The following is a 13,113-nucleotide window of genomic DNA, read 5'->3' on the forward strand; positions in this document are numbered from 1 at the left end:
AAAGGCGCGCGGTCGAGCGCGCGACGACGAGGGGTGTGCGGGGACCCGCACCGCGAATTCTAGCGGGACGCGAGGGGGTCCTCGGGTCCGTCGTGCCTGGTGGGACGCCCGTGCAGCGCCGGGCGGACGGGGCGGTCGCTGAACCACGAGCGCGGCAGGAAGGCGACCGCCGCGACCACGAGGAGACCCCCGTAGATCCACACGTACCCGACGGGCTCGCTCGGCACGAGGACGTCGCCGCCCGGCCCTTCGAGCGAGAGGAGCTGGACGACGACGACCCATCCGACGCCGTAGCCCAGCAGGCCGGCCATGCCGCCCCAGGCGCGCGCGAGGGTCCCCGCCGCGAGCACGGTCAGCAGGGCGAGGACGATGCCCAGCCCGACGCCTCCGGGGAGGTCCACGCCGAGCAGGTGCGCCCGGTGCGCGACGGTGCCGACGAGCCCGACGAGCACGCCGACGAGCGCGCTCGCCACCCCGCGGCCGATGAGCCGCCCCATACCGGTCTCCACGGGCCCCAGGCTAACGCGTGGGCTCGCGCCGGACCTGGCCGCGCGGGAGAGCGCCGCCGGAGGGAGCGTAGAACTCGTGTGAAGGAACGGGCGCCAGCACGTCGTTGCTGAGGGCGTACCAGCCCAGGACGCCCGTGGGCTCCTCCTCCGCGGTGGACCCCGCGGTCGCGGCGGCGGTCACGTGCTGCACCTGCGTCGCGTGCGCGCGCATCGCCACGAGGAGCTCGTCGAGGACGGGAGCCACGGGCACCGCCACGAGCGGGGGCAGCGAGGCGTCGGGGCGCGCGACGGGCGGGAGGGCCTCGTCCGGGTCGGGCAGGGTGAGGTCCGCGCCCGCGGCGAGGAGCGCGCGGACCGCGGGGTGCGCGGCGAGCGCCCGCCGCGCCGCGCGCACCGTGCTCTCGGGGGCGACGGCGAGCCACAGCGCCGGGACGGGATCGCCGGCGGTCTCGAGCAGCTCCAGCGCCCGGACCGTCACGTCGTGCGCGCGCACGTGGTCGGGGTGCCCGTAGCCGCCGCCGGGCTCGTACGTCGCGACGACCGCGGGACGGCGGTCGCGCACGACGGCGGCCAGCCGGGCGGCCGCCTCGTCGAGCGGGACGCCGACGAACGCGCGGGGCGGGAGCTGCTCCGTGGCGACCGCGCTCGCGACCCCCGGTGCGACCCACGCCATGCCGGAGTCCTCGAACCGGGGGCGGGCTCCGCCGTCGGGCGCCGCACCCGCCGTCGGCGGCGCGACCGTGTCGAGGAAGACGTGGTCCGTGACGCCGAGGGCGCCGAGCGCGCGGGCGAGCTCGCCCTCGCGGTGCGCCGCGAGGGCGGGGCCGTCGCCCTCCAGGTGCCCGACGCCGGTCGGGTGCGCCGAGGTGTCGATCACCTCGCCCCGCTCGCCGCGCGTGCACGTCACCACGGTGACCGGCTGCGCGGCGCGCGCCCACGTCGCGAGGAGCGCGCCCGTGGCGAGCGTCTCGTCGTCGGGGTGGGCGTGCACGGCCAGCAGGCCGCCGTCGGGCACGACGGCGGCCTGCGGGACCGGGGGGACGCTCACCCGTGCGGCGACGTCAGGCGCGCTTGGCGCGCGAGACCGCGCGGGCGCGCTCGGTCTGGTCGAGGATCACCTTGCGGATGCGCACGACCTCGGGCGTGACCTCGACGCACTCGTCCTCGCGCGCGAACTCGAGCGACTCCTCGAGCGTGAGGTGGCGCGGGGGGACGAGGTTCTCGAAGTTGTCGGCCGTCGAGGACCGCATGTTCGTGAGCTTCTTCTCCTTGGTGATGTTCACGTCCATGTCCTCGTTGCGCGAGTTCTCGCCGACGATCATGCCCTCGTAGACCTCCTGCGTGGGGTCGACGAAGAACGAGCCGCGCTCCTGGAGGTTGATCATGGCGAACGGCGTCACCTTGCCGGCGCGGTCGGCCACGAGCGAGCCCGTCGTGCGGGTCTCGATGTGCCCGGCCCACGGCTCGTAGCCCTCGGAGATCGAGGCCGCGATGCCCGTGCCGCGCGTCTCCGTGAGGAGGCGCGTGCGGAAGCCGATGAGCCCGCGGGCCGGGACCATGAACTCCATGCGGATCCAGCCGGTGCCGTGGTTGGACATGGTCTCCATGCGGCCCTTGCGCTGCGCGAGGAGCTGCGTGACGTTGCCGAGGTACTCCTCGGGGACGTCGATCGTCATGCGCTCCATCGGCTCGTGCGTCTTGCCGTCGATCGTGCGCGTGACGACCTGCGGCTTGCCGACCGTGAGCTCGAAGCCCTCGCGGCGCATCTGCTCGACGAGGATCGCCAGCGCGAGCTCGCCGCGACCCTGGACCTCCCACGCGTCGGGGCGCTCGGTCGGCAGGACGCGCAACGACACGTTGCCGACGAGCTCGGAGTCGAGGCGGTCCTTGACCTGGCGCGCCGTGACCTTGTGGCCCTTGCCGCCCTTGCCCGCGAGCGGCGAGGTGTTGATCCCGATGGTCATCGAGATCGCCGGGTCGTCGACCGTGATGAGCGGCAGCGGGCGCGGGTCCTCGGGGTCGGTGAGGGTCTCGCCGATCGTGATGTCCGCGATGCCCGCGACGGCGACGATGTCGCCGGGCGCGGCCGACTCGGTCGGGACGCGGTCGAGGGCCTTGGTCTCGAGGAGCTCGGTGATCTTGACGTTCTGGAGCGTGCCGTCGTGCCGGGCCCACGCGACGACCTGCCCCTTGCGGAGCTCGCCGTTGAAGATGCGCAGCAGCGCGAGGCGGCCGAGGAACGGCGACGCGTCGAGGTTCGTGACGTGCGCCTGGAGCGGCGCGCCCTCGTCGTACGTCGGCGCGGGGATCTTCTCGAGGATGGTCGTGAAGAGCGGCTCGAGGTCCTCGTTCGAGGGGAGCTGGCCGTCCACGGGCTGGTCGAGCGACGCACGACCGGCCTTGGCCGACGCGTAGACGACCGGGACGTCCAGGATGGCGTCGAGGTCGAGGTCGGGGACCTCGTCCGCGAGGTCGGACGCGAGGCCCAGCAGCAGGTCCGTCGCCTCGGCGACGACCTCGGTGATGCGCGAGTCCGGACGGTCGACCTTGTTGACCACGATGATCACGGGGAGCTTCGCGGCGAGCGCCTTGCGCAGCACGAACCGGGTCTGCGGGAGCGGGCCCTCGCTCGCGTCGACGAGGAGGACGACGCCGTCGACCATCGACAGGCCGCGCTCGACCTCGCCGCCGAAGTCGGCGTGACCGGGGGTGTCGATGACGTTGATCGTGATGCCGTCGGGCTCCCCCACCGCGGCGGCGGCCGGGCCGGCGTAGCGGACCGCGGTGTTCTTCGCGAGGATCGTGATGCCCTTCTCGCGCTCGAGGTCACCGGAGTCCATGACGCGGTCGTCCACGTGCTGGTGCGCGGAGAAGGCGCCGGACTGGCGCAGCATCGCGTCGACGAGCGTGGTCTTGCCGTGGTCGACGTGGGCGACGATCGCCACGTTGCGCAGGTCGGAGCGCACAGACATCTACGGTTCTCATTTCGTGGGGTTCGAGGGGCGACGACGGCCGGCCACCTCTGCGCGCACGGCGCGGGAGCAGCCCGCCGCGGCATCACGGAGCACGGGCCGTCACCCGGGCACGGCTATCCTACCGGGTCGCGCTCCCCGCCACCATGACCCACGTCACCCCGGCGCCGCACCGTCGTTCCGCGACCCGTCGGCCGGGCAGAGACGTCACGGCGGCGAACCCTTGCGCGGGCGCCGGGTCAGCGCGCGCCACCGCTCCGGCCGGTCGGGGTAGAGCTCCTCCCACTGCTCCGAGATGCTCTCCGAGACGCGCGTGGTCACGTGCTCCGTCAGCGCCGCGCGCGCCGCCCTCCGCTCGGCGCGCAGGATCGCGGCGTGCTCCGCGCGCAGGGCGCGGACGGTCGAGACGGCCATCCCGATCATGACGACCGAGAACGGCAGCGCGATGAGGATCGCCGCGGTCTGGAGCGCCTGCAGCCCACCGGCGAGGAGGAGCGCGATGGCCAGCAGGCCCGAGACGCCGGCCCAGAAGATGCGGCTCCACGTGGGCGGGTTCGGGTTGCCCCCGCTCGCGAGCATGTCCACCACGAGCGACCCGGAGTCCGACGACGTCACGAAGAACACGACGATCAGGAGGATGCCCACCACCGAGAGGACGTTGCCGAGGGGCAACCCGTCGAAGAGCTGGAACAGCGTCGTGTCGGTGTCGACCTCGCCGTCGACGAGCATGCTCCCCGGCTCCGTCAGCTCGCGGTAGAGGGCCGACCCGCCGAAGACGGAGAACCACAGGGTCGTGACGACCGTCGGCACGAGGAGCGTCCCGAGGACGAACTCCCGCACGGTCCGCCCGCGCGAGATCCGGGCGATGAAGACGCCGACGAACGGCGCCCAGGAGATCCACCAGCCCCAGTAGAAGATCGTCCACGACGACTGCCACTCGAGCCCGGCCTCGCCCTGGAAGGCCGTGGTGTCGAAGGACAGCCGCACGATGTTCTGGACGTAGTAGCCGAGCGACTGGACCCACTCGCGCAGGAGGAAGAGGGTCGGCCCGAGGGCCAGCACCAGGACCAGGACGACCCCCGCCAGGATCATGTTGCCGTTGGACAGCCACTTGATCCCCTTGCCCAGCCCCGACACGACCGAGATCGTCGCGAGCGCGGAGATCGCCGCGATGAGCCCGATCTCGAGCGCCGTGCTCGGCTGCACCACGTCGAGGTAGCCGAGCCCGGCCGCGATCTGGAGGACGCCGAAGCCCAGCGACGTCGCCACGCCGAAGACCGTGCCGATGATCGCGACGACGTCGATGACGTCCCCGAGCCGGCCCCGGACCCGGTCGCCGAACAGCGGCTCGAGGGCCCACCGGATCGACACCGGCCGCCCCTTGCGGTGGATCGCGTACGCGAGCGCGAGGCCCGCGACGACGTAGATCGCCCACGCGTGGACGCCCCAGTGGAGGTAGCTCTGCCCCATGGCGGCCTGGGCGAGCGCCGGGTCGCTCCCCTCGACGCCCGGCTTGGGGCTCACGTAGTGCGACAGGGGCTCCGCCACCCCCCAGTACACGAGCCCGATCCCCATGCCCGTCGCGAAGAGCATCGCGAACCAGACGGGCAGCCGGAACAGGGGCTCGTCCTCGTCCTTGCCGAGCACGATGTCGCCGAAGCGGCTCATGCCCATCCAGAGCGAGAACACGACGAACCCGGCGACGACGATCACGTAGTACCAGCCGAAGACGCCGATGACGTCGCGCTGGAGCGTGTTCATGAGCGCCGTCACCGTGTCGGTGAACAGGATGGTCGCCAGCACGAACAGCAGGATGAGGCCGGCCGCCGGGTAGAAGACCCGGGGGTCCGGACGTCCGGTCCGCGGGCTGTCGAGGTCGTCGGCGGCCGTGGCCCCGCGGGCGGGGGCGCCCGCGTCGCCCGGCCCGGGCCGGTCCGCGCTCGGCGTCCCGGGGACGTCGTCCTCCGCTGGTGTCATGCGTCCCAGGCTTGCCGCGCACCCCGCGCCCGGCAACCGGAACGCCCCGGCGCGGGCCACGAACGTGGCCGCGCCGGGGCGTCGGTGTCGTCGGTCGCGCGGCATCCGCCGCGCCACCGGAGGTGGGTAGCGCCGTCAGAACCCCGCGCCCGCCGTGGGGGGTGCGCTGCGCTCGTGGTCGATGTCGTCGCGCGCCTCGGCGAGCGAGCGCTCCTCGTCCACCAGCGACGACAGCTCGTCGTTCGCGATGTCGCGCGCCGCGGCCTCGAGCAGCGCGTCCCGGGCCGCACGGCGCTCGCGCTGCGCCGCCGGGTCCGGCACGGGCACCGCGGCGAGGAGCCGCTGCGTGTACGGGTGCTTCGGGGCGTGCACGATCTGCGACGTCTCGCCCACCTCGACGAGCTTGCCCTTGTGCATGACGGCGATACGGTCGGACAGGAGCTCGACGACAGCGAGGTCGTGCGAGATGAACAGGCACGCGAAGCCGTGCTCGCGCTGCAGGTCCGTGAACAGGTCGAGGACCTTGGCCTGCACCGACACGTCGAGCGCCGACGTCGGCTCGTCCGCCACCAGCAGCTTGGGCTCGAGCGAGAGCGCGCGCGCGATGCCGACGCGCTGGCGCTGACCGCCCGAGAGCTCGTGCGGGTAGCGGTTGCGCATCGCGCGCGGGAGCTCGACCTGGTCGAGCAGGCGCTCGACCTCGCGGCTGAGCTCCTTGCCCTTCACCCCGCGGTGGAGCATGAGCGGCTCGCCGATCGACTCGCCGATCGGCAGACGCGGGTTGAGCGACGACCCCGGGTCCTGGAAGACGATGCCCACCTCGGTGCGCAGCGGCTTGAGGTCCTTGGGCTTGGCGCCGACCATGTCCCTGCCGACGATCCGGAGCGACCCGCCCGTGACGGGCAGGAGTCCCACGGCCGCACGGCCGATCGTCGTCTTGCCCGAGCCCGACTCGCCGACCAGCCCGACGACCTCGCCCTGGTGGATCTGCAGCGAGACCTCGTCGACGGCGCGGAACGCCGCCTGGCGGCGACGCCCCGGGTACTCGATGACCATGTCCTGCGCGTCGAGGACGAGCGCGCGGTCCTGCGTCGCCGCACCGGACGGCGCGCGGTCCGTGACCGTGGTCGTGTCGCGCTTCGAGCCGAGGTGCGGGACCGCCTCGAGGAGACGCACCGTGTAGGGGTGCTGCGGGCTGCCGAAGATCTCCGCCGACGTCCCGCGCTCGACGACCTGGCCGTCCTTCATGACCATGATCGAGTCGGCCATGTCCGCGACCACGCCCATGTCGTGCGTGATGAGGATGATCGCCGCGTCGACGCGGTAGCGCAGGTCGCGCAGGAGCTTGAGGATCTCGGCCTGGACCGTGACGTCGAGCGCCGTGGTCGGCTCGTCGGCGACGAGCAGCTTGGGGTCGCACGCGAGCGCCTGGGCGATCATCGCGCGCTGGCGCTGGCCGCCGGAGAGCTGGTGCGGGTAGGCGTCGAAGCGACGCTCGGGCTCCGGGATCTCCACGAGCCGCAAGAGCTCGATCGCTCGCTTCTTCGCGTCGGCCGGGCCGACGTTGAAGTGCGTCCGGATGGTCTCGACGATCTGGAAGCCCACCGTGTACACGGGGTTCAGCGCCGTCATCGGCTCCTGGAAGATCATGGAGATCTCCTTGCCGCGGACGTGCCGCAGCGAGCCGTGCGACATGCCGATGAGCTCGCGGTCGCCGAGCTTGGCGGAACCGCGCGCGCGACCGTTCGGCGGGAGCAGGCCCAGCAGCGCGAGCGACGACTGGGACTTGCCCGAGCCGGACTCGCCGACGATCGCGAGGACCTCACCGGAGTGGAGGTCGTAGCTCACGTCCGTGGCCGCGGGGTACCAGGCCTTGTCGACGTAGAAGTCCACGCCGAGGTTGCGCACGGTCAGCACGGGGCTGCCCTGGCGCGCGGCCGGGGCCGCGGGAGACGTCTCGATGGCCACGCTGATCAGTGTCCTTCCTGCTGGAGCCGGCGCTCGTGGCGCCGCGACTCTGCGAGCATGGGCGCATGGGTCCCACGCTGGTCTTCCGTTCGACGTACGGCCGAGTCCTCACGGTGGCGACGGGCGCCGTCGCCGTCGCGCTGGGCGTGAGCACGGCCCTGACGGGGGACGTCGGCGCGGTCGTGGGAGCTCTCGTGCCCGCCGCGCTCGTGACGTACCTCGTCTGGATGCTGTTCTGGCGTCCCGCCGTCGAGGTGTCCGACGGCGGGGTCGAGGTCCGCAACGTCACCCGCACCGTCCACGTGCCGTGGACCGCGTACGAGGGCGTCGAGACCCGCTACTCGCTCGAGGTGCGCTACACCGGCGGTCGCGTGACCGCCTGGGCGGCGCCCCGCTCGAGCGGGTCGGCCCGCTGGCTGCGCAGCTCTCGGAGACACCCCGTGGACCGCGAGCGTGTGGTCACCGGCGCGAACGCCGAGACGGTCGCCGAGGCCGTGACGCAGCGGCACGGCCTGCTCGTGGCCGCCGGCCACCTCGACCGTGCGGTGCCGGGCGCACCCGGCGCGCGCACGACGTGGCACGTCGTGCAGCTCGCCGTGCTGGGCGCGCTCGCCGTCGCGACGGTCGTGGCGCTCACCGCCTGACCGCGGCGCGCCGCCCTGCCCGAGAGGTCCACGACCTCTCGGGCGGGCGGCGACGACGGCGGTCATCAGCTCGCCCCGGCCTCACCGGTCGCGCCCGGCGTGGCGGTGGCGGTCGGACGTGCGACGCGCTGCGCACGGGCCATCTTGCGCTCCGACGGGATGCGCTTCTGGCGCGGGTCGAACGCGTCGCGCAGGCCGTCGCCGATGAAGTTGACGCACAGCGCGATCGCGACGATGAACAGGCCCGGCCACCAGAACAGCCACGGACGCGTCGCGAACGCCTCCTGGTAGTCGCTGATGAGCTTGCCGAGCGAGGTCGCCGGGTTCTGGATGCCGACGCCCAGGTAGCTGAGCGCCGTTTCCAGGAGGATCGCCGAGCTCATGAGCAGCGTCACGTTGACGATGATCACGCCGACGGCGTTGGGCAGCATGTGCTTGAAGATGATCCGGCTGCTGCTCGCCCCCGCGACGCGCGCGGCGTCGACGAACTCGCGCTCGCGCAGCGAGAGGAACTCGCCGCGCACCAGACGCGCGAGCGGCGGCCACAGCACCAGACCGAGGAACGCGCCCAGGATGAGCGGGTTGCTCCCCCCGGAGAGCAGGGCGAGCACCGCGCCGATGACGATGACCGGCATCGTGATGATGAGGTCGGTGAACCGCATGAGCCAGGAGTCCACGCGGCCGCGGAAGAACCCGGAGAGCGCCCCGAAGAGGATGCCCGCCACGGTCGAGATGACGCCGACGGAGAGCACCACGAGGAGCGACGTCTGGGTACCCAGCATGACGCGCGCGAACACGTCGCGGCCCGCCTCGTCCTGGCCGAAGATGTGCTCGGCCGACGGCGCACCGCCGTTGACGAGCGGGTACGTCGAGCCCTGGCCGGTCGCCTTGTAGGCGTACCAGCCGTTCCAGCCCGCGACGCCGATCGACGTCACCGCGAGCAGCACGATGCCGACGAGGACGACGAGCGCGACGACCGCGCCCTTGTGGTGGAAGAAGCGCCGCCGGACGATCTGGCCCTGCGACAGGCCCTCCACCTCGAGCAGCTCGATCTGGTTCTCGAGCGCGCCGCTCTGCGACGCGTCGTTCGGTGTGTTGCTCATGCGTTCACCCGGATCCGCGGGTCGAGGGCTGCGTAGATGAGGTCAGCCACGATGTTGGCGATGATGGCGAGGGCCGCGACGATGACGAGATAGGCCATGACGGGGTCGATCTCGCCTCGTTGCAGCGAGTTCAGGAAGAGCAGGCCCATGCCGGGCCGGCCGAAGACCTTCTCGGTGATGATCGCGCCGCCGAGGAGCGTGATGACGTCGATCGGGACGATCGTCGCGAGCGGGATGAGCGTGTTGCGGAACCCGTGCCGCATGACGACGGTCCGCTCGGGCAGGCCCTTGGCGCGCGCCGTGCGGATGTAGTCCTGGCTCATCACCTCGAGCATGCTCGCGCGCGAGTACCGCGTGTAGCCGGCGAACTGGATGAGCACGAGCGCGATCGTCGGGAGCAGCAGGTGCGTGTACTGGTCCAGGACCTGCACCCAGAAGTTGCCGCCCAGGTTCGGCGTGCTGTTGCCGATCGTCGGGATGGGCCGGCCGTTGATCGCCGGGGCGGCGAAGTAGGCGGGCCACACGGACATCACCTTGTCGACGAAGATCATCGACCCCACGAGGAACGCCGTGATCGCCGCAGCACGCGCCGACACGCCCTTGTCCGGGCCGCCCCACGCGAACCCGATCCCGATGCCGACGGCGACGGTGACGACGGCGAGGACGAGGACGAGCCACCAGTTGTCGACCTGGCGGAGCACGGACTGGATCGGGAAGTAGACGACGACCCCGACGACGACCGTGGTGAGCGCGGCGTAGAGCGCACGACGGTTCTGCAGGCCCGAGACGAGCGCGGTGATCGCGAACGCGAGGGCGGTGCCGGTGACGACGATGATCACGGGACCGAGGTTCGGCTCGGCCCACCAGCCCGAGAGCTGGAGGTAGAGCAGCGCGAGCGCGCTCGCGGCGAAGCCCATGCCGAAGACCGTCGCACGCCGTCGTGCGGTCCCCCCGAACGCGAGCGACCACAGCAGACCGATGATCACGCCGACCACGGCGATCGCGAGGATCGAGAGGTTGGGGTCCCGGAGGAAGTCGTTGAAGCCGATCGCGCCCCACTGCTTGAGCAGGACGGCGACCCAGAAGGCCGGGAGCGAGTACAGGACGAACGAGACGAAGATCGTCAGGTAGTCGAAGGTGCTGTACTGACGCAGCGCGCTGACGATGCCGACCATGACGCCGAAGACGACCGCGAGCACCGTTGCTGCGGCGACGAGCTGGATGGTCGAGATCACGGCGCCCTGGAGCAGGGTCGTGACCTGCTGGCCGGAGCGCCACGCGACGCCGAGATCCCCCTGCACGAAGTCGCCGAGCCACTTGAAGTAGCGGATGACGACGTTCGTGTGCAGGTCGAGGTCGATCGTGCGCTGTTCGATCAGCTGCGCCTTGTTGGGGTTGGTGCTGCCCTCGAGATCCATGAAGATGTACGGCCGGATCGCGGCGCTGACGAGCAGGAACATCGCGAACGTGGACACGAGAAGGGTCGCCAACCCTGCCAGCACACGCCGCGAGATGAAGGAGAACATCGGAGGTCTTACCTCGCTGGTCGGTAGGGACCCCGGGTCTGGGGCCGGTCGATTCTACGCGTGGGTCTCGCGTGATCGTGAACCGAGGGGCACGGGACGCCGCGGTGTCAGGACGTCGGGGACGGGAGCACGCGAGGACCGGGGGCCTCGACGGGCGGGCCGTCGAGACCCCCGGTCTCTCACGTCCGGACGGGCCCGCCGTCGTCCTCGCGGACGGCGACGGGCCACGTCAGGCGGTCAGGGCTGTCAGCCCTCGAACGACCAGTTCCAGAAGCCGTGGAAGATGGTCGGGCTGATCGTGATCGGCTCGACACCCTTCAGGCCGTCGTTCCAGCCCTGGATGGCCGGGAACTGGAAGATCGTCACACCGAAGGCGTCCGCCCACAGGTTCTTCTCGACCTCGAGCTGGAGCTGGAACTGCTCCTCGGGGTCGGTCGAGACCTGGAGCTTGTCCAGCGCGGCGTCCACGGCCGGGTTGTTGTACTGGCCGTAGTTGTTGATGCCCGGCGTCGGCGACCAGCGGAAGTTGGCGTCCGACTCGGTGACGGCGGTCGAGGTCGACTGCCAGCCGAAGAGCGAGGCGTCGTACTGGTCCTGGCCGGACTGGAGCAGCGTGCCCCACTCGGCGGCCGGGCGGCCCGTGTCGATGATGTTGAACCCGGCCTGGGTCGCCGTGTCCTGGATGAGCGCGAGCTCGTTCACGCGGCGCGTGTTCTCGTTGTTGTACGCGAAGCGCACGTCGATCGGCGTCTGGACGCCCGCCTGGGCGAGGAGCTCCTTCGCCTTCTCGACGTCACCGGCGTCGGGGTACTCGGCCGAGCCGTTCTCCTGGACCATCTGGTCGTAGTTCGGCGAGCCCGGGATGAGGATGTTCGAGTTGCGCACCTCGGCGTCCGGGTTGAGCGGCTTGATGAGGTTGTCGACGATCGTCTGGCGCGGGATCGTCAGCAGGAACGCCTGGCGCACGAGCTTGGCCTTCTCCGCGTCGCCACCGTAGGTCTGCGCGTCGAACGGGCCCTTGTTCTGGAAGACGAGGTCGACGTGCTCGTACGTGCCCTCGATGCCCGAGCGGGTCTCGACGCCGTCGAGCGCCTCGAGCGCGGTGCGGACGTCGGCGGACGCCTGCGGGCCGATGAGGTCGACCTCACCGTTCTGCAGCGCCTGGACCTGGGCCATCGGGTCGTCGATGTAGCGGACCGTGACCGTGTCGATCGAGGCCTTGTTCTGGCCCGCGAAGTCGGGGTTCGCCTTGAGCGTGAGGAACTGGTTCTCCTCGTACGCGTCGAGCGTGTAGGGGCCGGTCGAGACCGTCAGCGCCGGGTCGTCCGGCATCTTGACGAACTCGAAGCCCGAGTTCCAGAACGCCGAGATCTTCGACAGCGCGGCGACGTCGTTGTTGACGATGGCGTCGCGGACGGCGTCCTTGGCCTCCTGCGCGTCCTCGATGCCGAGGGCCTTCTGGCCGACGACGTGCGCGGGGACGAACTGGTTGGTGAAGTTCAGCTCCCAGTCACCGAACGGCTTCGAGTAGACCATCGTGATGGTCTTGCCGTCGTCGCTGATCGTCGGGGTGTCCTGGATGAGCGCCACGCCCGGCGAGCTGCCGTCGAAGTAGACACCGGCGTCCACCGCGTCCTGGTTGGTGATGTTGCCCTCTTCGTCGGTCTCCGCCTGGACCGTGTTGAGGTTCGTCCCGGAACCGGCCCACTCGAGGAGGATGTCGGTCGCGTCGAACGGGGTGCCGTCAGACCACTTCGTGTCGTCCCCGACGGTGTACTCGATCGTCAGCGGGTCGTCGGACACCTTCTTGTACGTGCCGAACGACTCGTCCTGGACGAGGTTCAGGTCGGCGTCGTAGTAGTTGAAGCCCGCGTTGAGCATGTAGTTGATGACCGCGTTCTGCGTCGCGTTGCCGTTCGCGGAGCTCAGGTTGAGCTCGTTGAGGGGCGCCTCCCACGCGACGGTGACGGCGGACTCGGTGTTGATGCCGGAGTCGTCGGTCTCGGTGTTGCCGTCACCCGACGTGCCGCTGCACGCCGAGAACAGCAGTGCCCCGGTGACCGTCACCGCAAGGGCGGCACTCGTGCGCCTGATCTTCAATGTTCCTCCTCCAAGGGATGGTGGGCGCGGACGGACGGGCGTCGTTCGCCCCCCGGCCGCCCCGTCTCCCGCGCGCCCGGTTGGTGTCGGTGCGCGTGGACGGGAATGCCCACCACGGTTTGAGGCAACGCTACCCAGCAAGTTGCGACGCTTCTCCCCCTTGCCCGGTTGCTGCGGTCGATCGTTATCGAGTTGATACTGGCTGGTACGGGCGCGTCGCCACCCCGAGACGGCAGAGAAACACGCGTGAAACGCGCCGCCGAGCGAGGCGACGACGCCCGCTGTGTCTCACGATGCGGCGGGCGTTCACCGGT

General features: G+C 71.2%; 9 protein-coding genes. 1 reads left to right on the top strand and 8 read right to left on the bottom strand.

What is annotated here, in order from left to right; translation table 11 throughout:
* Positions 1-59: 59 nt before the first annotated feature.
* The 5 genes from ACTJIY_RS16870 to ACTJIY_RS16890 form a co-directional block, all read right to left on the bottom strand.
* Positions 60-509: a hypothetical protein gene (locus tag ACTJIY_RS16870; protein WP_440674781.1), complete on the bottom strand. Its 450-nt coding sequence runs from the start codon at positions 507-509 to the stop codon at positions 60-62.
* Positions 510-519: 10 nt separating this feature from the next.
* Positions 520-1,557 carry a PIG-L family deacetylase gene (locus tag ACTJIY_RS16875; protein WP_440674780.1) on the bottom strand — a complete coding sequence of 346 codons (1,038 nt, stop codon included), beginning with the start codon at positions 1,555-1,557 and terminating at the stop codon, positions 520-522.
* A gap of 13 nt (positions 1,558-1,570) precedes the next feature.
* A complete protein-coding gene (gene typA / locus ACTJIY_RS16880; protein ID WP_440674779.1) occupies positions 1,571-3,481 on the bottom strand; it encodes a translational GTPase TypA in 1,911 nt (636 codons plus the stop codon).
* A gap of 207 nt (positions 3,482-3,688) precedes the next feature.
* Positions 3,689-5,458 carry a BCCT family transporter gene (locus ACTJIY_RS16885; protein WP_253051063.1) on the bottom strand — a complete coding sequence of 590 codons (1,770 nt, stop codon included), beginning with the start codon at positions 5,456-5,458 and terminating at the stop codon, positions 3,689-3,691.
* A 135-nt stretch (positions 5,459-5,593) separates the two neighbouring features.
* Positions 5,594-7,426 carry an ABC transporter ATP-binding protein gene (locus tag ACTJIY_RS16890; protein ID WP_253051062.1) on the bottom strand — a complete coding sequence of 611 codons (1,833 nt, stop codon included), beginning with the start codon at positions 7,424-7,426 and terminating at the stop codon, positions 5,594-5,596.
* A 65-nt stretch (positions 7,427-7,491) separates the two neighbouring features.
* On the opposite strand from ACTJIY_RS16890, the gene ACTJIY_RS16895 reads away from it, so the two are divergent.
* Positions 7,492-8,070: a PH domain-containing protein gene (locus tag ACTJIY_RS16895; RefSeq protein WP_440674778.1), complete on the top strand. Its 579-nt coding sequence runs from the start codon at positions 7,492-7,494 to the stop codon at positions 8,068-8,070.
* 65 nt (positions 8,071-8,135) lie between these two features.
* Here the strand turns inward: ACTJIY_RS16895 and ACTJIY_RS16900 are convergent, their stop codons facing one another.
* The 3 genes from ACTJIY_RS16900 to ACTJIY_RS16910 all read right to left on the bottom strand — a co-directional run bounded on the left by ACTJIY_RS16900 (position 8,136) and on the right by ACTJIY_RS16910 (position 12,799).
* Positions 8,136-9,173: an ABC transporter permease gene (locus tag ACTJIY_RS16900; protein ID WP_253051060.1), complete on the bottom strand. Its 1,038-nt coding sequence runs from the start codon at positions 9,171-9,173 to the stop codon at positions 8,136-8,138.
* Complete coding sequence (locus ACTJIY_RS16905) at positions 9,170-10,648, bottom strand: ABC transporter permease (protein ID WP_440697247.1); 1,479 nt, start codon at positions 10,646-10,648, stop codon at positions 9,170-9,172. Before ACTJIY_RS16905 ends, ACTJIY_RS16900 begins: the two co-directional genes overlap by 4 nt.
* A 297-nt stretch (positions 10,649-10,945) precedes the next feature.
* A complete protein-coding gene (locus ACTJIY_RS16910; RefSeq protein ID WP_440674776.1) occupies positions 10,946-12,799 on the bottom strand; it encodes an ABC transporter family substrate-binding protein in 1,854 nt (617 codons plus the stop codon).
* Positions 12,800-13,113: the final 314 nt, after the last annotated feature.

It is taken from the genome of Cellulosimicrobium sp. 22598 (assembly GCF_052044445.1).
GTDB lineage: Bacteria > Actinomycetota > Actinomycetes > Actinomycetales > Cellulomonadaceae > Cellulosimicrobium > Cellulosimicrobium cellulans_G.